This is a genomic window from Natrononativus sp. DTA114 (assembly GCF_059736515.1).
Window position 1 is genome coordinate 971,758 of the sequence record NZ_JCASSN010000003.1, and the last position, 18,555, is coordinate 990,312.

General features: G+C 65.0%; 19 protein-coding genes. All 19 read left to right on the forward strand.

Annotation, left to right across the window (positions count from 1 at the left end; all coding sequences use genetic code 11):
* The first annotated feature begins 54 nt into the window (after positions 1 to 54).
* The 19 genes from AC6I6S_RS15240 (at position 55) to AC6I6S_RS15330 (ending at position 18,550) form a co-directional block, all read left to right on the forward strand.
* Positions 55 to 1,644, forward strand: coding sequence for an ATP-binding protein (locus AC6I6S_RS15240; protein ID WP_497951298.1), 1,590 nt, complete (start codon positions 55 to 57; stop codon positions 1,642 to 1,644).
* A 50-nt stretch (positions 1,645 to 1,694) separates the two neighbouring features.
* Positions 1,695 to 2,330 (forward strand): AIR carboxylase family protein, encoded by a 636-nt coding sequence (locus AC6I6S_RS15245; RefSeq protein WP_497951300.1) that lies wholly within the window; start codon positions 1,695 to 1,697, stop codon positions 2,328 to 2,330.
* 317 nt (positions 2,331 to 2,647) lie between these two features.
* Positions 2,648 to 3,067 (forward strand): NADH-quinone oxidoreductase subunit A, encoded by a 420-nt coding sequence (locus tag AC6I6S_RS15250; protein ID WP_497951301.1) that lies wholly within the window; start codon positions 2,648 to 2,650, stop codon positions 3,065 to 3,067.
* On the forward strand, positions 3,064 to 3,771 hold the full coding sequence (locus tag AC6I6S_RS15255) for an NADH-quinone oxidoreductase subunit B (RefSeq protein ID WP_497951303.1): 708 nt from the start codon (positions 3,064 to 3,066) through the stop codon (positions 3,769 to 3,771). Before AC6I6S_RS15250 ends, AC6I6S_RS15255 begins: the two co-directional genes overlap by 4 nt.
* Positions 3,768 to 5,420, forward strand: coding sequence for an NADH-quinone oxidoreductase subunit D (locus AC6I6S_RS15260; protein WP_497951305.1), 1,653 nt, complete (start codon positions 3,768 to 3,770; stop codon positions 5,418 to 5,420). Before AC6I6S_RS15255 ends, AC6I6S_RS15260 begins: the two co-directional genes overlap by 4 nt.
* On the forward strand, positions 5,417 to 6,508 hold the full coding sequence (locus tag AC6I6S_RS15265) for a complex I subunit 1/NuoH family protein (protein WP_497951307.1): 1,092 nt from the start codon (positions 5,417 to 5,419) through the stop codon (positions 6,506 to 6,508). The genes AC6I6S_RS15260 and AC6I6S_RS15265 overlap by 4 nt, the downstream gene beginning before the upstream one ends.
* On the forward strand, positions 6,505 to 6,966 hold the full coding sequence (locus AC6I6S_RS15270) for a NuoI/complex I 23 kDa subunit family protein (RefSeq protein WP_497951309.1): 462 nt from the start codon (positions 6,505 to 6,507) through the stop codon (positions 6,964 to 6,966). Before AC6I6S_RS15265 ends, AC6I6S_RS15270 begins: the two co-directional genes overlap by 4 nt.
* Before the next feature lie 54 nt (positions 6,967 to 7,020).
* Positions 7,021 to 7,290, forward strand: a complete 270-nt coding sequence (locus tag AC6I6S_RS15275; protein WP_497951311.1) for an NADH-quinone oxidoreductase subunit J — start codon at positions 7,021 to 7,023, stop codon at positions 7,288 to 7,290.
* Entirely contained in the window at positions 7,287 to 7,679 is a 393-nt protein-coding gene (locus AC6I6S_RS15280; RefSeq protein ID WP_497951313.1) for a hypothetical protein, read from the forward strand. Before AC6I6S_RS15275 ends, AC6I6S_RS15280 begins: the two co-directional genes overlap by 4 nt.
* On the forward strand, positions 7,676 to 7,981 hold the full coding sequence (gene nuoK / locus AC6I6S_RS15285; protein WP_497951315.1) for an NADH-quinone oxidoreductase subunit NuoK: 306 nt from the start codon (positions 7,676 to 7,678) through the stop codon (positions 7,979 to 7,981). Before AC6I6S_RS15280 ends, nuoK begins: the two co-directional genes overlap by 4 nt.
* Position 7,982: 1 nt before the next feature.
* The gene (gene nuoL / locus AC6I6S_RS15290; RefSeq protein WP_497951317.1) at positions 7,983 to 9,995 is read left to right on the forward strand and encodes an NADH-quinone oxidoreductase subunit L; all 2,013 of its coding nucleotides are present in this window, start codon (positions 7,983 to 7,985) and stop codon (positions 9,993 to 9,995) included.
* Positions 9,992 to 11,515 (forward strand): complex I subunit 4 family protein, encoded by a 1,524-nt coding sequence (locus AC6I6S_RS15295; protein ID WP_497951318.1) that lies wholly within the window; start codon positions 9,992 to 9,994, stop codon positions 11,513 to 11,515. Before nuoL ends, AC6I6S_RS15295 begins: the two co-directional genes overlap by 4 nt.
* The gene (locus tag AC6I6S_RS15300) at positions 11,515 to 13,017 is read left to right on the forward strand and encodes an NADH-quinone oxidoreductase subunit N (RefSeq protein ID WP_497951319.1); all 1,503 of its coding nucleotides are present in this window, start codon (positions 11,515 to 11,517) and stop codon (positions 13,015 to 13,017) included. Before AC6I6S_RS15295 ends, AC6I6S_RS15300 begins: the two co-directional genes overlap by 1 nt.
* Positions 13,018 to 13,055: 38 nt before the next feature.
* Positions 13,056 to 14,567: a DHH family phosphoesterase gene (locus AC6I6S_RS15305; RefSeq protein WP_497951320.1), complete on the forward strand. Its 1,512-nt coding sequence runs from the start codon at positions 13,056 to 13,058 to the stop codon at positions 14,565 to 14,567.
* A gap of 78 nt (positions 14,568 to 14,645) precedes the next feature.
* The gene (locus AC6I6S_RS15310; RefSeq protein ID WP_497951321.1) at positions 14,646 to 15,455 is read left to right on the forward strand and encodes a CBS domain-containing protein; all 810 of its coding nucleotides are present in this window, start codon (positions 14,646 to 14,648) and stop codon (positions 15,453 to 15,455) included.
* A 77-nt stretch (positions 15,456 to 15,532) separates the two neighbouring features.
* Positions 15,533 to 16,582, forward strand: coding sequence for an ABC transporter ATP-binding protein (locus AC6I6S_RS15315; protein WP_497951322.1), 1,050 nt, complete (start codon positions 15,533 to 15,535; stop codon positions 16,580 to 16,582).
* Positions 16,579 to 17,358 (forward strand): ABC transporter permease, encoded by a 780-nt coding sequence (locus AC6I6S_RS15320; RefSeq protein ID WP_497951324.1) that lies wholly within the window; start codon positions 16,579 to 16,581, stop codon positions 17,356 to 17,358. The genes AC6I6S_RS15315 and AC6I6S_RS15320 overlap by 4 nt, the downstream gene beginning before the upstream one ends.
* A gap of 85 nt (positions 17,359 to 17,443) precedes the next feature.
* Positions 17,444 to 18,175, forward strand: coding sequence for an SDR family oxidoreductase (locus AC6I6S_RS15325; protein WP_497951325.1), 732 nt, complete (start codon positions 17,444 to 17,446; stop codon positions 18,173 to 18,175).
* Positions 18,176 to 18,550, forward strand: coding sequence for a spore germination protein GerW family protein (locus tag AC6I6S_RS15330; protein WP_497951327.1), 375 nt, complete (start codon positions 18,176 to 18,178; stop codon positions 18,548 to 18,550). It abuts the gene before it with no gap.
* Positions 18,551 to 18,555: the final 5 nt, after the last annotated feature.

The following is an 18,555-nucleotide window of genomic DNA, read 5'->3' on the forward strand; positions in this document are numbered from 1 at the left end:
GGCAGCTGCCAATACAACAACTATTTTGGCTCGTCGGTTCGGGGTGTGAAACGAGTGAGTGGATCATACAGGGAGCGTGCCGGCGACGTGCCTGTTCGCGCGCTCTGTCTCGCGCCGGGCGGTGCGCTCGCCGGGAAAGACGCGACCGCGTTCGATTCCCGCGAGCTTTCGATTTTCGTGACGAGAGATCTCGAGGCCGCACTCGAGCGCGTGAGCGATGTCGACTGCGTCGTCTGCTCCGGCGAGGGGACGACCGACGAGCCGCTCGAGGCGATCGACGCGATTCGGCGGGTCGCTCCGACGGTTCCCACCATCGTCGTCGGGGCGGCCGGGGACCACGATCTCGAGGCGCGAGCGCTCGAGGCGGGGGTGACGGAGTATCTCGGGACGGAGACGATCCGGCGCCGCCCAGACCTCCTTGCGACGCGGGTGAACAGGGCCGTTGAAGCCTTCCGACAGGCCGATAGCGAGTCGCAACCGAGCAGGCGGGGCAGCCGTTCGTGGGCCGAGTTCTACGGCTCGCTGTACGAGGTGAGCTCCGACACCGACCTCGCCTTCGAAGAGAAGCTCGAGCGGCTGCTCTCGCTGGGCACCGAGTACCTTGGCGTCGATCTGGGTTTTCTAACCCGGATCGCGGACGGCGTCCAGACGGTTGACGTGGCCGTCGGTGACCACGACCTGCTGCAGAACGGGTCTCGGTGCCCCCTCTCAGAGGCCTACTGTCGGAAGACGATCGAAACTGACGGACTCCTCGGCGTCCACGATGCCCTCGGGGCCGGCTGGGAAGGGGACCCTGCCTACGAGACGTTCGACCTCGGGTGCTACATCGGCGGTCGGGTGACCGCCGACGGGGAGCTGTACGGCACTCTCTGTTTCGCCGACACCGACCCGCAAACGGAGCCGTTCACCGGAGCCGAGCGGACCGCCGTCGAACTGCTCACCCGCTGGGCGAGTTACGAACTCGAGGAGCGGCGCGCCAGAGAGCGGCTTCGTCGCAAGACTGAGCGCCTCGAGCGGCTCACCGGCGTCGTCAGCCACGATCTCCGGAACCCGCTGACGGTGGCCCAGCTCCAGCTGAACTTGGTACGCGACGCCGCGGAGTCGGCGGTCGACGACGACGTTGATCTCGAGGGGTTCGAGCACGTTGCCGACGCTCACGACCGCATGCAGACGATCATCGACGACCTGCTGTGGCTCGCCCAGGAGGGACGAGACGTCGGCGCGCTCGAGCAAACGTCCCTCGAGTCCGTCGCCCGCAGCGCCTGGAGCACCGTCGACACCGGCGGGGCGACGCTCGAGGTAACCGACCGGCCGCTCGTCGCAGACCCCGACCGACTGCGACAGGCGCTCGAGAACTTGTTTCGTAACGCCGTCGATCACGCGGGCGAAGCGCCCGTGATCCGCATCGCTCCAATCGACAACGCCGACGTCTCCGGGTTCTACGTCGAAGACGACGGTCCCGGCGTGCCCCGAGAGCTGCGCGAGTCGGCGTTCGAGCCCGGAACGACATCGAACGAGCAGGGAACCGGCCTCGGTCTTTCGATCGTCGAGGGAATCGCGACGGCCCACGGCTGGACGGTTTCGCTCGCCGAAAGTGACGCTGGCGGCGCGCGCTTTGAGTTCACCGGCGTCGAGCGGGAGTGAGGATCGGTGAACCCGACCCATTCTTTGCGCTCGCCGCGCAAGCCGGCGGTATGACCGCGGATTCGGTAACCGACCTGATCGAACGGCTTCGCGCGGAAGCCGAGCGCGACCTGCCGGCGGCCGAAACGCCCGACGTGGGTATCGTCATGGGGAGCGACTCGGACCTCGAGACCATGATGACCGGCGGCTCCCGCCCCGGCGCCTACGACGCGTTCGTCGACGAACTCGGCTTCGAAGAACAGACGGACTTCGAGACTCCGCCCGAGTCGCGGTTTACCTTCGAGACGTACGTCACATCCGCCCACCGGACGCCGGCGCTGATGACCGCCTACGCCGAGACGGCCGAGGAGCGCGGCCTCGAGGTCATCATCGCCGGCGCCGGCGGGAAATCGGCCGACCTGCCGAACATGACCGCCTCGATCGCCTATCCCCTGCCCGTGATCGGCGTTCCCGTCCAGGAAAAATCCGTCGACAGCGTCATCGGGATGCCCGCCGGCGCGCCACTCGTGGCCGTCGACGCCGGGAAGTCGTTCAACGCGGCGCTCTCTGCGGCCCAGATTCTCGCGCGCCAGCACGACGAACTGCGCGAGCGGCTGCTCGCGTACCACGAGTCGCTGCAGGAAGCCGTGGGAACCGCCTCCAGGGAGCTTCACGACGGCGGGACCCCGGCGTACCGTTCCCGGTAAGAGGCCCCTGTCGCTGGGGCGAAACGGTACGTCGCTGCGACAGTTTCGTCGCGTTCCCCTCGTCGAACCTGACTGTCGGGTTCGCGTGAACGCTCCTTCCAGTTCGCGTGAGTTCGAGACATCGCCGGCGGTTCGGAGTAACGAGTTGGTACCCTCAGCCGGGAGAGCGATCAGTCCCGAGACCGGTCACAGCAGAGACCTGACGCGGACCAGTCCGGAGTATCGGTTCCGACGAGGGCGCAGTCTATCGGAATCGGACGAAAAACAAAGAATCAACCCTTATATGGGTGCGTTTCCAAGCCCCGAACGTTACGGAGATGAACCAATGGATAGCCATCGGGGCGCTGGCGCTCGTGGGGCTACTGATACCGCTGAGTATGATGGCGGCGTCGTACCTCCTACGGCCGAGTGTACCTGAAACGAGCAAACGTGCCACCTACGAGAGTGGCGAGGTGCCGACCGGCGGGACGCGCATCCGGTTTAACATCCAGTACTACATGGTTGCGCTTCTTTTCCTGGTCTTCGACATCGAAACCGTCCTGCTGTTCCCGTGGGCGATCGTGTACACCGACGCGCTCGCAGCCGAGGAGTACGGACTCCTCGAGGCGCTCGGACCGATGTTGTTGTTCGTCGCCATCCTCCTCGTCGGACTCGCGTGGGCGTGGCGCAACGGCGCAGTACAGTGGGCTCGTAGCCCCCGTCAGGTCGAAGCGAGATCCGAGGTCGAACGACCATGAGTAGCGACAAACCACGCCAAGACATCTACGACAGCACCGCACCGGTGACCGACACGCGCGACGCGCGGATGGGTGAGGGCGTCGACGACCGGTTCAACTCGAAGCTCCGGGAGGCGTTCGGCTCCTCGCCGTTCATCCTCACGAAGTTCGACCAGTTCATGAACTGGGTCCGCGGTTCGTCGATGTTCATGCTGCAGTTCGGGATCGCCTGCTGCAGCATCGAGATGATCCACACCTACGCGATCAAACACGACCTGGACCGCTTCGGTGCGGGCGTGCCGCGCGCCTCGCCCCGGCAGGCCGACGTGATCATCGTTCCCGGAACCATCGTCTCGAAGTTCGGGCCGCGGATGAAGCGGGTCTACGACCAGATGCCCGAACCCAAGTTCGTCATCGGCATGGGGTCGTGTACGATCTCCGGCGGTCCGTTCCAGGAGGGGTACAACGTCGTCAAGGGCGCAGAGGAAATCATTCCCGTCGACATCCACGTTCCCGGCTGCCCACCACGGCCCGAGGCGCTCATCTACGGGGTCGCCAAACTCCAGGAGCGCGTCGCCAACGGCGAAACCTCGCCAGTCGTCGTCAAGCCGTACGAACTCGAGCAGTTCGGCGATCTCTCGCGGGACGAGCTCGTCCAGAAGCTCGCCGACGATATCGACGAGGACGACCTCGTCATGCGGTACAACTGGGCTGATTCGCCATGAGCACGGAACTCGAACCGATAGCCGAGGAGGTCACCGAGGACGAACTCGAGGCGCTGATCGGCGACCGCGCGCTCTCGCGAGACGATCACCTGAACGCTCCCGGCTTCGTCATCCGTCCCGACGCCGTCCAGGACGTCCTCTTCGATCTGCGAGACGAGGCCGGCTTCGACCATCTCTCCTGTCTCACGGCTCAGCAGTATCCGGACCGCTACGAGTCGATCTACCACCTGAAGAAGTACGACGACCCCACCCAGGAAGTGAGCGTCGTCGTCCCGACGAGTTCCGACGACCCCGTCAGCGAGTCCGCCGAGCCGGTGTACCGGACCGCGGACTGGCACGAACGCGAGGCGTTCGACCTCGTCGGCGTCGACTACGAGGGCCACCCCGACCCGCGTCGCATTCTGCTGCCCGAGACGTGGCAGGGCCACCCCCTCTCGCTGGACTACGACCAGAGCAAACCACAGATCGTCACGCTCTCAGAACACGCGAACCCGCTGCAGGCAGACCACAAGGACGCCGAGTCGGACACGATGTTCCTGAACATCGGCCCGCACCACCCGGCGACCCACGGGGTGCTCCACGTCAAAACCGTTCTCGACGGCGAGACGGTCGCTGACGTCGAACCCGACATCGGCTACCTCCACCGCTGTGAGGAGCAGATGTGCCAGCAGGGAACCTACCGTCACCAGATCATGCCCTACCCCGACCGCTGGGACTACGTCTCGGCGGGGCTGCTCAACGAGTGGGCCTACGCGCGCGCGGCAGAGGACCTTGCGGACATCGAGGTGCCCGAGTACGCTCAGGTCATCCGGACCATGGGTGCAGAGCTGTGCCGGATCGCGAGTCACATGCTCGCGCTCGGGACGTTCTGTCTCGACGTCTTCGGCGACTTCACCGCGGTCTTCCAGTACGCGTTCCGCGACCGCGAGGTCGTCCAGAACATCCTCGAGGATCTCACCGGCCAGCGGCTGATGTTCAACTACTTCCGGCTGGGCGGGGTCGCCTGGGACCTGCCCGAACCGCGCGAGGAGTTCTTCGAGAAGACGCGGGACTTCCTCGACGACCTCCCGCACAAACTCGCGGAGTACAACGACCTCGTCACCGGCAACGAGATCTTCCAGATCCGCTGTGTCGACACCGGCATCTTAGAGCCCGACGTCGCCAAGCAGTACGGCTGTACCGGTCCCGTCGCCCGGGGCTCGGGCGTCGATATGGACCTCCGCCGGGACGACCCCTACGGCTACTACGAGAACCTCGACTGGGACGTCATCACCGAGGACGGGATGGACAACTACTCGCGCGTGCTCGTTCGCATGCAGGAAGTCGAGGAGTCCGCGAAGATCATCGAGCAGTGTATCGACCTGCTCGAGGAGTGGCCCGAGGACGACCGCCAGATTCAGGCGAACGTCCCCCGGACGCTCAAGCCGGACGCCGACACCGAAGTCTACCGCGCCGTCGAGGGTGCGAAGGGCGAACTCGGCATTTACATCCGCTCTGACGGCACGGACAAGCCGGGTCGGTTCAAGATCCGGAGCCCGTGTTTCCACAACCTTCACTCGCTGCGGGAGATGACTCAGGGCGAGTACATTCCCGACCTGATCGCCTCCCTCGGTAGTCTCGACATCGTGCTCGGAGAGGTGGATCGATGAGTTCGGCTCTCTACCCACTCCAGACGGACGAGCCGGTGTTACTCCCCGATCGGATCAGTGAACTCACCGGCCTCGGCGAACTCGGTACCGCCGGCGACCTGATCGCCGCGTTCATCGGCGCCGTCCTCGTCGGCTCGCTGATGATGACGATGACGGCGTTCGCCGGCCCGTGGGCAAAACGGAAGATCACCGCCGCCTTCACGGACCGGATCGCGGTTAACCGCGTCGGCCCCTTCGGCCTGCTGATCATCGTGGCCGACGCCGTCCGCCTGCTCTCGAAGGAGAACATCATCCCGGAGGAGGTCGATCGCCCGGCGTACGATCTCGCTCCGCTGATCGTCGCCTCCTCGGCGATGCTCGGCTTCGCCGTCATCCCGATGGGGAGCGGCATCCACCTCGCAGATCCGGAAGTCGGACTGGCGTACGTCTTCGCCGTCTCCGGCATCGCCAGCATCGGTCTCGTGATGGCCGGCTACGCCTCGGCGAACAAGTACTCGCTGCTGGGTGGCCTGCGGGCGGTCGCACAGAACGTCGCCTACGAGATTCCGCTCGTGGTGACGGGGATGTCGGTCGTCATCTTCGCCGGCTCCCTGCAGATGAGCGAGATCGTCGCGATCCAGAACGAGCCGCTGATCGACCTCGGCGCCGTCGCGATTCCCCAGTGGTTCGCGATCGTCAACCCGTTCGCGTTCGTACTGTTTATCGCGGCGAACATGGCAGAGATCGGTCGGAACCCCTTCGACACGCCCGAGGCACCGACCGAGATCGTCGCCGGGTACCAGACCGAGTACTCGAGCGTCTACTTCGTGTTGATCTACCTTGGGGAGTTCCTGCACATCTTCCTCGGCGGGGCGATCATCGCGACGATCTTCCTCGGCGGCCCGGCCGGTCCCGGCCCGGCCGAGATCGGCATCGTCTGGTTCCTCGTGAAGATCTGGGCGGTGTTCCTGCTCACCCAGTGGTTCCGCTCGGCGCTGCCACGGGTTCGTATCGACCAACTCATTGAGATCGGCTGGAAGGGCATGCTCGTCCTTTCGTTCGCCAATCTCCTGCTCACCGCGGTTATCGTGGGGCTGATTCAGGCATGATCGGACTGCTCAAATCCATGGCGACGACGATGAAACACGCACTGGACGGGAACACGTTCACGGTCGAATACCCGGACGTCGCTCCCGAAGTATCGCCGCGCTTTCGCGGCGTTCACAAGTTCAGCCAGGAGCGCTGCATCTGGTGTCGCCAGTGTGAAAACGTCTGTCCGAACGACACGATCCAGATCGTCACGGACGACCAGCGCCAGGGCGAACAGTACAACCTCCACATCGGACAGTGCATCTACTGTCGGCTCTGTGAGGAGGTCTGCCCCGTCGACGCCATCCTGCTCACCCAGAATTTCGAGTTCACCGGCGACACGAAAGCCGACCTCGTCTACAACAAAGAGCAGCTGATGGCGGTGCCGTGGTACAAGGACATCGATCCGCTCGAGTCCCGTGAACCCGACCGTGGCGGCTGGATCGGCGAGGGAGAAGGAGAGGTCGATTACCAGTAAGAGACTCAGCCCGTCTCGAAATCTACAAAGGGCATACCCAACCAGACAACACTAATGACATACGAGCTCATCGCGTTCGGGCTGTTCGCGTTCGTGACGCTGAGCAGCGCCTTGGGCGTCGTGCTCATGCAGGATCCGTGGCATTCGGCGCTCCTGCTCGGCGTGACCCTGATGAGCGTCGCGGTGTACTACGTGATGTTGGCGGCGGAGTTCGTCGCCGTGATGCAGGTCCTCGTCTACGTGGGCGGGGTCCTCATCCTCATTACGTTCGCCGTGATGCTGACGCAGCGAGAGGAACCTGAAGAGCGGGTGGTACAGACATGACGACGGGGCCGAAACTTCGCCTCGGACCGACGCTCGTTCCGGGCGTCCTCGCCGTCGGGCTGTTCGTGATTATGGCACTGATCGTGCTGAACACGCCCTTTGCCGGCATGGAAGGCTTCAGCCCGGGCGATACGACGATTACGGATAACATCGGCTACGCGATGTTAGATCTCACCGCGTTGCAGGAGATCGACAGCGAGCCGTTCCTCGTCTCGTTCCTGCTGGCTGCGATCGTTCTCGACGCCGCACTCGACGCCTCGCTGGTTCTCGCAAAGCGCGAGGAAGCGGGCGAGCCCGTGACGGCGCTCGCGAGCCGATCGGACCCCGGCGCGGACGAGGGTGCCCAGCCCGCCGTCACCGACGGCGGCCAGGGAGGTGACGACGCGTGAGCGTCGGCATCGAGCACTACGTGTTGCTCTCGATGGCCCTGTTCTGTATCGGGCTGTTCGGGGTTCTCACGCGACGTAACGCGTTGATGTTCCTGATGTCCGTCGAGTTGATGCTGAACGCCGCGAACATCAATCTGATCGCGTTCGCGTTCTACCACGGCAACCTCACCGGCCAGGTGTTCGCCCTCTTTACGATGGCGCTGGCCGCCGCGGAGGTCGCCGTGGGGCTCGGGATCATCCTGGTGTTGTACCGGAACTTCCGCGATGTCGACGTGACGGTACCGTCGGCGATGAGGTGGTAAGATGGTAGGTGTATTCGAATTCGCTCCGGCGATCGCGTTGTTCCCCCTCGCGGCGTTCGTTATCGCACTCGTCTTCGGCAATGCGATGCCGAAGAAGGGTGCGTTCGCGGGTATCTTCGCGACGGCAGCCTCGTTAGTGCTGTCGCTCGTGATGCTCGCGGCCGTCGCAGGCGGTGAAGTGTACCACGAGACGCTGTACGAGTGGGCCGTCGGCTCAGAGATCGCGTTCACGTTCGGGATCCTGATCGACCCGCTGTCGGCGCTGATGCTCGTCATCGTCTCGCTGATCGCGCTGCTGGTTCACGTCTTCAGTCTCGGCTACATGAACGCCGAGGGCGAGACCGGCCTGCCGCGATACTACGCCGAACTCGGCCTCTTTACGTTCAGCATGCTCGCCTTCGTCTTTGCGGACAACCTGCTGATGGCGTTCATGTTCTTCGAACTCGTGGGGCTGTGTTCGTATCTGCTGATCGGCTTCTGGTTCCGCACCCGATCCGCCCCGTCGGCCGCGAAGAAGGCGTTCCTGGTCACCCGCTTCGGTGACTACTTCTTCCTGCTCGGGGTCGTCGCGATCGCCGCGACGTTCGGAACGGTGGCGTTCGCGGGTGACGGCTCGTTCGTCGCCGAAGCCGAGGCCGCCATCGACGGCGGCGAGACGCTGTTCGGCTTCGACGCCGAAACCTGGATCACGATCACCGGCCTGCTCGTGCTCGGTGGCGTGATCGGTAAGTCCGCCCAGTTCCCGCTGCACACCTGGCTTCCCGACGCGATGGAGGGTCCGACCACGGTCTCCGCGCTCATTCACGCGGCGACGATGGTCGCCGCGGGCGTCTACCTCGTCGCCCGGATGTTCGGCTACTACGCGCTCTCCCCGACCGCGCTCGCGATCATCGCGTTCGTCGGCGGGTTCACCGCGCTGTTTGCCGCGACGATGGGCGTCGTCAAAGACGACATCAAGCAAGTGCTGGCGTACTCGACGATCAGCCAGTACGGCTACATGATGCTCGCACTGGGCGTCGGCGGCTACGTCGCCGGCGTCTTCCACCTGATGAACCACGCCTTCTTCAAGGCGCTGCTGTTCCTGGGTGCCGGCGCGGTCATTATCCTGATGCACCACGAACAGGACATGTGGAAGATGGGCGGCCTCAAGGACAAGGCACCCGTCACCTACTACACGTTCCTCGCGGGCGCACTCGCGCTCGCGGGCATCATCCCGTTCTCCGGCTTCTGGTCGAAAGACGAGATCCTCTACGACGCCTTCATCGTCGGCCTCGAGGAACCAGTTATCCTCATGGCCTACGCGATGGGACTCGTTGCGGTCTTTTTCACCGGCTTCTACACCTTCCGGATGGTCTTCTTGACCTTCCACGGGAACCCGCGTTCGGACGCGGCCCGTGACCCACACCCGGTCGGGCTGCCGGTCAAGATCCCGCTGATCGTGCTCGGCGTGCTCGCACTGGTTGCGGGTGTCGCGAACCTCGCACCGGTCTACAAACTCACCGGTGCGGAGATCACGTTCCTCGAGTACTGGCTCGACGGCGAGTACGGCGCGGTCGAGGGACTGACCTACAGCGCCTACAGCGAGGCAGTCGCCTTCGAATCCGGCCAGATCGGCAGCGAGACCTTGACGCTCCTGCTCGCGGCCGGCCTCTCGCTGGGGCTCGCGTTCGGTGGCGCGGGTGCAGCGTACGTGCTGTACAACGTCCCCGAACCCGTCGCCCACACGGAGAAACTGGGCGGCGCACGGGACGTTCTGCGCAGCAACTACTACCAGGACGAGTTCCAGGTCTGGATCGCCGAAGGCTTCGCGCTGCCGCTGGCTCGAGCCGCGGATCGGTTCGACCAGAGCGTGATCGACGGCGTCGTCAACGGCGTCTCGAGCGTCAGCCTGTTCGGTAGCAGTGGCGTCAAACGCATCCAGACGGGGCTCGTGACGAACTACGCGGCGCTGATCGTCGCCGGGTTCATCGCGTTACTGCTCGTTCTCGGCGTTCTCGGAGGGTGGTTCGTATGATGATTGAAGCACTGATTGCAGTCGCACTGGTCGGCGCGCTCGTGACGTTCGTCGCGCCGAATCGTATCGCCGGTAAACTCGCGTTCGCGATCAGCCTGATCCCTGCCGGGATCTCGCTGTGGATGTTCAGCGCCTTCGACGGCAGCGGGAACGCCCTGCTGGACGGCGACCTCGCGTTCGAGTCCCAGATGGAATGGATCCAGCTGGCAGACTACTCGATCTCGTGGTTCGTCGGCCTCGACGGGATCAGCCTCCCGCTCGTGGTGCTGACGACGGTACTCACGTCGCTCGCGATCATGAGTTCGTGGACGCCGATCGACGAGCGCGAGTCCCAGTTCTACGGGCTCGTGCTCTTCATCGAGGCGAACCTGATCGGCGTCTTCGCGGCGCTCGATTTCTTCGTCTGGTTCATCTTCTGGGAGGCAGTGCTCATTCCGATGTACCTGCTGATCGGGATCTGGGGCGGCCCCCGGCGGAAGTACGCCGCGATCAAGTTCTTCGTCTACACGAACGTGGCGTCGCTCGTGATGTTCGGTGCGTTCATCGCGCTCGTCTTCGGCCTCGACGTCGGTAGCTTCGCGCTGCCCGAGGTGACCGAGGCGATGCTCGACGGCGGCCCCGAAGGAGTCGCCGGCGTGAGCGGAAGTGCGCTGGCATCGATCGTCTTCGTCGCGATGTTCCTCGGCTTCGCGGTCAAGGTTCCCGTGGTGCCGTTCCACACCTGGCTGCCCGACGCCCACGTCGAGGCGCCGACGCCCGCGTCGGTGCTACTGGCCGGCGTTCTGCTGAAGATGGGGACCTACGCGCTGCTCCGGTTCAACTTCACGATGTTCCCCGACGAAGTCGCCGCGTTCGCGATTCCGATCGCCGCCATCGCGGTCATCAGCGTCATCTACGGCGCGATGCTCGCGCTTGCCCAGACCGACCTCAAACGGATCGTCGCCTACTCCTCGGTTTCCTCGATGGGGTACGTCATCCTCGGACTGGTCGCCTACACCCAGTTCGGCGTCGGCGGCGCGACGTTCCAGATGGTCTCCCACGGCCTGATCTCCGGACTGATGTTCATGGCCGTCGGCGTCATCTACAACGCCACGCACACGCGCATCGTGAGCGACATGTCCGGGATGGCCGACAAGATGCCGATCGCGGTTGGCATCCTCATCGCCGGCGCGTTCGGCTACATGGGACTGCCGCTCATGTCCGGGTTCGCCGCGGAGTACTTCATCTTCTTCGGCGCCTTCGGCTCCGAGGTACTCGAGTACGCGCCGCTGTTCACGGCGTTGGCGATGTTCGGTATCGTCATCGTCGCGGGCTACCTGCTGTTCGCGATGCAGCGGACGCTGTTCGGCCCCTACCGGCTCGAAACCGACTACGAGGTGAGCCGTGCGCCGCTGCACGACATCGCGCCGATGTTCGTGTTGCTCGGGCTTATCATCGCCCTGGGCGTGGCTCCCGACCTGATCTTCGAGATGATTACAGACGCAGTCGATCCGATCCTCGAACTGGGAGGTGAGGCCTGATGGTGGCGTTTGACCTGCCCCAGTGGGCCGCACTCGCCCCGGCGCTGCTGCTCGCGCTGACGGCGCTCGCCCTGTTCGTCTTCGACAGTATCAACCCGCGATCGACGAACCGGCCGGCGATCGCCGGCATCGCCACGATCGGCTCGCTGACCTCGCTCGGCGTCGCCGTTTGGTTCATCGTCGCCGGCGTCGGCGACCCCGACCGCGGCGGCGTCGTCGACCTCTTCGGCGGCCAGCTGATCGTCGACCAGATGGCGCTGTTCTTCATGGTCGTCGTCAGCGTCGTTACCGCCCTCGTGGCGGTCGCGAGCTACGACTACATGCGGGATCACGCCTACCAGTCGGAGTACTACTCGCTGGTTCTCCTGGCGGCCACCGGGATGGCGACGATGTCCGCCTCGAACAGCCTCGTGACGATCTTCATCGCCCTCGAGCTGGCCAGCCTGCCGTCGTACGCGCTGGTCGCGATCCTGAAGAACAACCGCGGAAGCGTCGAAGCCGGCCTGAAGTACTTCCTGATCGGCGCGCTCTCCTCGGCGATCATGGTGTACGGTATCAGCCTCATCTACGGGGCGACCGGCCACCTGCAGCTCGGGGCGATCGCCGACAACTTAGACGCCGCAGAGGAGTTCGGCGGCCTGCTCGGCCTCGGTATCCTGATGCTGATCGGCGGGTTCGCGTTCAAGACCGCGAGCGTGCCGTTTCACTTCTGGGCGCCGGAGGCCTACGAGGGGGCACCCGCACCGATCTCGGCGTTCCTCTCGTCGGCCTCGAAGGCGGCTGGCTTCGTGATCGCGTTCCGCGTGTTCACCGAGGCGTTCCCGCTCGAGGCGACGACCGCCGTGATCGGCGTCGACTGGACGCTGGCGTTCATCATCCTCGCGATCGTCACGATGACGGTCGGGAACTTCGCCGCGGCGACCCAGAACAACGTCAAGCGGATGCTCGCGTACTCCTCGGTGGGTCACGCGGGCTACGCGCTGATCGGTCTCGCGGGGCTGGGCGCGGGCAGCGAACTCGTCCTCGGTGCCGCGATGATGCACCTGCTCGTCTACGGCTTCATGAACACGGGTGCGTTCCTGTTCGTCGCCCTGGCGGAGTACTGGGGCGTCGGCCGCACCTTCGAGGACTACAACGGCCTCTCCGCGCAGGCGCCGTTCGCCTGCGTCGCCCTGGCCGTCTTCATGTTCAGCCTCGCCGGCATCCCGCCGTTCGGCGGGTTCTGGAGCAAGTACTTCCTGTTCGTGGGCGCACTCGAGGCCGGACTGTTCATCGTCGCCGCCGCACTGGTGGTCAACAGCGCGCTGTCGCTGTACTACTACTCGCGGCTGGTGAAGGCGGTCTGGATCGAGGACCCGGTCCTCGACCGCGAGTCGCTCGCGCAGCCGACCGGTCTCTACGCGGCGATCGTTATCGCCGCCGTGATGACGGTCGTTCTGCTGCCCGGATTCGGCCCCGTCGTCGACGTGGCGATCGACGCCGCCGCGACGGTACTCGGCTGAGCCGGTAGCTTTTACCGTTCGGGGTGACAAGCCGGGCTATGAGTTCCCGGCTCGTCCTCGGGTGCGGGAGTGTCGGACAACGCATCGTCGAGCGGCTGCCGGCGCGAACGGGTCGGCTGCTCGTCGTCGCCGCCGACGAGCGAATCGTCGAAACGCTCCGCGAGGAGAACGTTCCCGCGGAGACGGCAGACCCGACCGATTCGGCCGTTCTCGAGGGTCTCGAGGAACCGGGCGTCGTCTTCGTCGCGAGCGACCGGACCGACGTCAACCGCCGAATTCTCGAGGCCGTCACCCAGCGGTTTCCCGACGCGTCGACGGTCGTCTATCTCGGTTCGAACCCGGATCCCGAGGATCGACGGGCGATCGAGGCCGGGGCGGACCACGTCGTCGACGCGAAGGCGTCGATAATCGACGGCGTGCTCGGTACCACCGCGAGCCCGGCGGCGGAGAACGCGATCGCGTTGCGACGGCAGCTTTCGGGAATCGACGGCCGGCTCGCCGTCGTCATGCACGACAACCCCGACCCGGACGCCATCGCGAGCGCCGTTGCACTCGTCTCGCTGGCCAACGCGGTCGGCGTGGAGGCCGAGGCCTGTTACTTCGGCGAGATCTCACACCAGGAGAACCGGGCGATGGTCAACCTGCTCGATCTCAACCTGCGGAACCTCTCCCCCGAGGATCCGCTCACCGTGTACGACGCGTTCGCGCTGGTCGACCACTCCCGGCCCGGCGTCAACGACCAGCTGCCGACCGAGCTACACGTCGACATCGTCATCGACCACCATCCGCCGCGCGGTCCCGTTCCCGGCGAGTTCTACGATCTACGCGAGGAAGCCGGCGCCACGAGCACGGTGCTCGCGGAGTACATCGAACAGTTCGACCTCGGGTTCGACCGGCGAACGGCGACGGCGCTGTTGTACGGGATCCGAGTCGACACCAACGACTTCACCCGCGAGGTGTCGTCGATCGACTTTCGGGCGGCAGCACTGCTGCTTCCACACGTCGATGAAACCGTCCTCGAGCAGATCGAACAGCCGACCGTCGACGGCGAAACCCTGGAGACGGTCGCGCGAGCGATCAAAAACCGCACGCAACGGGAGTCAGTCGTCGTCGCGAGCGCCGGCCGAATCTCGAACCGGGACGCTCTCCCGCAGGCCGCAGACCAGCTACTGGCGATCGAGGACGTCGACACGACGCTCGTCTACGGTTTCAGAGACGAGATGGCGTATCTCTCGGCTCGCTCGCGGGCCAGCGAGGTCGATCTCGGAGAAACGCTGCGGGATGCGTTCGATCCGATCGGCAGCGCAGGCGGTCACACCGACATGGCGGGTGCCCAGCTCGAGGTCGGTATTCTCGCGACCACGGACGACGAGGATCAGGTCGAGTCGATCGTCAGCGTGATCGAGGAGGTGATCACCGACCGATTCTTCGAGGCGCTGCGAACGCGTCCCGGAACGCCGGTGGGTGCCTACAGCCGGACCAGCGAGTGGCTGTTCGCACCCGACACACACGAGGGTGACGGCGAGGAGCCGAAATCGGAGTCGGCGTAACGACGCGACCACCCCGGCCTCGAGACGTCGTGGGGCGAAGAGGGGAGAGTTTTTGCTCGCGGTATTCATTATTCGGGTATGGACCTCGTATCTGGCGAGAGCAAGCCCCAGGTCAGCGAGTACATGACCCGCGATGTCGTGACGGTCTCGCCGGATGCGACCGTCCGCGACGTCGCGACGCAGATCGCAGAGAGCGACGAGCACAGCGGCTTCCCCGTCTGTGATCGACGCCGCGTCGAAGGGTTCGTCAGCGCGCGCGACCTCCTGCTGGCCGACGACGGCGAGCCAATATTCAAGGTGATGACGACCGATCTGATCGTCGCCCATCCGGAGATGAAGGTGACCGACGCCGCTCGCGTTATTCTTCGGTCGGGGATCCAGAAACTGCCCGTCGTCGATGACGCAGGCAACCTCGTCGGCATCATCTCGAACGCCGACGTCATCCGCAGCCAGATCGAACGCGCCACACCCGAGAAGGTCGGCAAGCTGATGCGCACCCTCGAGAACATCCACGAGATCGAACTCCGCGAAGAACGCCGGACGGTGCCGCTCGATGATCTGACGCCGACCCAGGGACGGGTGTACGCCGACGAACTCGAGGGACGGCGCTACGAACTCGAGCACGGTCTCGCCGAACCGCTGGTCGTCATCGACAACGGCGGGACACTGTTGCTCGCGGATGGTCACCACCGGGTGATGGCGGCCGATCGGCTCGAGATCGACGAGATGGACGCCTACGTGATCGTCATCGACCGGAAGATCGACCTCGGAATGGCACGGACCGCCGAGAAAGAGGAGTTGCGGACGCTCTCGGACATCGACGTGGTCGACTACGCCCGGCATCCGCTGGTGGAAACGACCAAACGGCTGCAGTCTGGCTCCGAGTAGTCGACCCGTCCGGTTCGTGAGTCGCAGAACTCACAATCAAGCAACACTTAAGCTCCTCGGCTCTCGAGTAGCCGTCGATGACCCTCCAGACGAAGTCGATCGGATCCGACGATGGCGATGGATCCGCTCGGGGTGACGGCGGAGTCGTCCTCTCTGCCGAGAACCTGACGAAGACGTACGGGAGCGGCGCGGACGCGATCCGAGCCGTCGACGGCGTCGACCTCGAGATCGAGCGGGGCACCGTGGTTGGGCTGCTCGGCCCGAACGGGGCCGGCAAGACGACGACGATCAAACTGCTGCTCGGAACCGTTCTCCCCGACGAGGGGTCGGCGCGGGTCGACGGGGTCGACGTGATCGATACCCCACGGAAGGCCTACCGCTCCGTCGGGGCGATGCTCGAGGGGGCGCGGAACGTCTACTGGCGGCTTACGGTCCGGGAGAACTTGCGGTTTTTCACGCGCCTGGGCGGTCGCCCCGTCGACGCCGACCGGATCGACGAACTGATCGACGGCGTCGGTCTCACGGAGAAGGCCGACGTGACGGTGAACGAACTATCTCGGGGGATGAAACAGAAAGTTTCGCTGGCCTGTACACTCGCCCGCGAGACGCCCGTCGCCTTCCTCGACGAGCCGACGCTCGGACTCGACGTCGAGAGCTCCCTCGAGTTGCGCCGACAGCTTCGGCGGCTCGTCGAGGAGGAGTCGCGAACGGTCCTGCTCTCGAGTCACGACATGGACGTCATCGAGGACATCTGCGACCGGGTGATAATCATGAACGAGGGGCGGATCGTCGCGGACGACACCGTCGAAAACCTGATCGAGGTCTTTCGCACCCAGGCCTATCGGATCACCGTCGACGGTGCGCTGGTCGACGATCGGCGGCGGCGACTCGAGGAGGCCTTCGGGGCGGAGAACTGGACTCGCGACGGCGAGCACCAGTGCTTCGATGCGACGCGCGTCCAGGGTGAGGAGTTCTACGCGATGATGGACCTGCTCCGCGAATCGGCGACGACACTCGTTCGCGTCGAATCACTCGAGGCAGACCTCGAGGACGTGTTCCTGTCGGTGACCGACGAGACCGGTGACGCGGTCGCCGAAAGGGATGATTCCGGAGGTGAGCGTCGATGAACCCGACCGTCGGTCTCGCGATGGCTGTGTTCGAGAAACAGCTCATTCTGCTCAGGCGCTACTGGATCAACACGGCGATGCTGCTCGTGACGACGTACATCTTCTTCGCGATGATCTTCTACGGCGGCCAGTCGGTCGCCGGGGCCGCGATCGGGGATGGAACGCTCGACGGCATCGTCGTCGGCTTTTTCCTGTTTACCGCTACCGTGTCGGCGTACTTCGGCATCGCGGGGAACGTGATGCGAGAAGCCCAGTGGGGGACCCTCGAACAGCTCGCGATGTCACCGTTCGGCATCGGGCGGGTGATGGCCGTCAAGTCTGTCTGGAACGTCTCGATCAGCGTCGGTATCGCGCTGGTCCTGCTGGTGGTCATGTTGGTGACGACCGATCGGTCGCTTCACTTCGATCCGGTGACGATCGTGGTTCTCGTGGTCCTCTCGATCCTCTCGGTCGTCGGGATCGGCTTCGTCTTCGCCGGACTCTCGTTGCTGTACAAGCGGATCGAGAACGTCTCACAGCTGATGCAGTTCGCGTTCATCGGCCTGATCGCGACGCCGGCCGCCGGTGGTCGGGCGTACCTCTCGGCGTTACCGCTGAGCCAGGGAAGTGCGATGTTACAGCAGGCCATGACCGAAAACGTTCGACTCTGGGAGTTTCCGGTCGCTGATCTCGCCGTTCTCGTCGGTGTCGGCGTCGGATACCTGGGTATGGGCTACGTCGTGTTCCACGTTCTCGTCAGACGCGCGCGACGGCTCGGCGTGCTGGGCCACTACTGACGCGAGGCCCACCCGTCGACACCCCTGACGGTCAGGCTCTCAGAGCCGTGGAGAGAACTATGCAGTTCCTGGCGGTAGACCGCCTATGGCTTCGACTGGTGAACGAGTACTCATTGCGGGTGCGAGCGGTGACACCGGGCGGGAACTCCTCGCAGTGTGTCGACCGACCGATCTCGAGGTTCGCGCGACGACGCGTTCGCACGCGGAAACCGATACGCTCGAGCGACTCGGAGCGGACGAGGCGGTCGTAGCCGACCTCTTCGATCCGGCCGACGCCGTCCAGGCCGTCGACGGCTGTGATATCGTTTACTGTGCGGTCGGGACGCCGCCGGGTCCCCGTCACATCGTCGGCGGCAAACTCGTCGACCGAACCGGCGTCATCAACCTCGTAACTGCCGCAGTCGGTGCCGACGTCACCCACTTCGTGTTCCAGAGCGCGATCGGCGTCGGCAGTTCGAAGGGGCGCATGCCGCTGCCCGGGCGACTTCTGACGCGGGCCTCGCTGCGCGCGAAACAGGACGCCGAGACGGCGCTTCGCCGGTCGGGACTCGGCTACACCATCGTACGCCCCGGCACGTTGACGAACAGCCCGCCGAGCGGCGAAATTCTCGTCGGCGAGGGCGGCGACTCCCTCTCCGGGTCGATCCCCCGCGCGGACGTCGCCCGCGTGATGGCCGCCGCCCCCTTTAGCCCGGAGGCACGCAACCGAACGCTCGAGGTCGTGAGCCGGGACGGACTTCGGGGGACGCCGAAACACCTCGTCGATATCGATTGGGCGGTCGACCGGCTCGGTATCGAGCCCGAGGCCTGGTCGTAGATGGAGGGCCTCGAGGCGGTCACCGACCGAATGCTGGGTGAGGCGGCGATCAGGACCGCCTTCGGCGAACCCCTGGCCCTCGAGGGACGAACCGTCGTTCCGGTCGCCCGCGTCGTCTACGGGTTCGGTGCTGGAACCGGCGGGGACGCGGGTACCGAGGATGAGTGGAAGTCGCCGGGGCCGGTGCCAGCGAGCCAGGAGGGAGCGGGATACGGTGGCGGTGGCGTCGTTCGACCGCTCGGCGTAATCGAGATCGCAGATGACGGGACCCGGTTCGTACCGATTCGTCACCCCTGGCAGCGGCTGCTCCCCGCCGTAATCGTCGCTTTCCTCGTCGGCTGGCTTGCCGGCCGCCGGTGGTCCCGGAATCCTTAATGGAC

Excerpts from the sequence above, each read along its gene's own strand:
- AC6I6S_RS15245 (WP_497951300.1), top strand. The coding sequence starts at position 1,695 with ATGACCGCGGATTCGGTAACCGACCTGATCGAACGGCTTCGCGCGGAA.
- AC6I6S_RS15330 (WP_497951327.1), top strand. The coding sequence starts at position 18,176 with ATGGAGGGCCTCGAGGCGGTCACCGACCGAATGCTGGGTGAGGCGGCG.
- AC6I6S_RS15325 (WP_497951325.1), top strand. The coding sequence starts at position 17,444 with ATGGCTTCGACTGGTGAACGAGTACTCATTGCGGGTGCGAGCGGTGAC.
- AC6I6S_RS15255 (WP_497951303.1), top strand. The coding sequence starts at position 3,064 with ATGAGTAGCGACAAACCACGCCAAGACATCTACGACAGCACCGCACCG.
- AC6I6S_RS15300 (WP_497951319.1), top strand. The coding sequence starts at position 11,515 with ATGGTGGCGTTTGACCTGCCCCAGTGGGCCGCACTCGCCCCGGCGCTG.
- AC6I6S_RS15305 (WP_497951320.1), top strand. The coding sequence starts at position 13,056 with ATGAGTTCCCGGCTCGTCCTCGGGTGCGGGAGTGTCGGACAACGCATC.
- AC6I6S_RS15320 (WP_497951324.1), top strand. The coding sequence starts at position 16,579 with ATGAACCCGACCGTCGGTCTCGCGATGGCTGTGTTCGAGAAACAGCTC.
- AC6I6S_RS15310 (WP_497951321.1), top strand. The coding sequence starts at position 14,646 with ATGGACCTCGTATCTGGCGAGAGCAAGCCCCAGGTCAGCGAGTACATG.
- AC6I6S_RS15280 (WP_497951313.1), top strand. The coding sequence starts at position 7,287 with ATGACGACGGGGCCGAAACTTCGCCTCGGACCGACGCTCGTTCCGGGC.
- AC6I6S_RS15315 (WP_497951322.1), top strand. The coding sequence starts at position 15,533 with ATGACCCTCCAGACGAAGTCGATCGGATCCGACGATGGCGATGGATCC.
- AC6I6S_RS15275 (WP_497951311.1), top strand. The coding sequence starts at position 7,021 with ATGACATACGAGCTCATCGCGTTCGGGCTGTTCGCGTTCGTGACGCTG.
- AC6I6S_RS15260 (WP_497951305.1), top strand. The coding sequence starts at position 3,768 with ATGAGCACGGAACTCGAACCGATAGCCGAGGAGGTCACCGAGGACGAA.
- AC6I6S_RS15265 (WP_497951307.1), top strand. The coding sequence starts at position 5,417 with ATGAGTTCGGCTCTCTACCCACTCCAGACGGACGAGCCGGTGTTACTC.
- AC6I6S_RS15250 (WP_497951301.1), top strand. The coding sequence starts at position 2,648 with ATGAACCAATGGATAGCCATCGGGGCGCTGGCGCTCGTGGGGCTACTG.
- AC6I6S_RS15270 (WP_497951309.1), top strand. The coding sequence starts at position 6,505 with ATGATCGGACTGCTCAAATCCATGGCGACGACGATGAAACACGCACTG.
- nuoL (WP_497951317.1), top strand. The coding sequence starts at position 7,983 with ATGGTAGGTGTATTCGAATTCGCTCCGGCGATCGCGTTGTTCCCCCTC.
- AC6I6S_RS15295 (WP_497951318.1), top strand. The coding sequence starts at position 9,992 with ATGATGATTGAAGCACTGATTGCAGTCGCACTGGTCGGCGCGCTCGTG.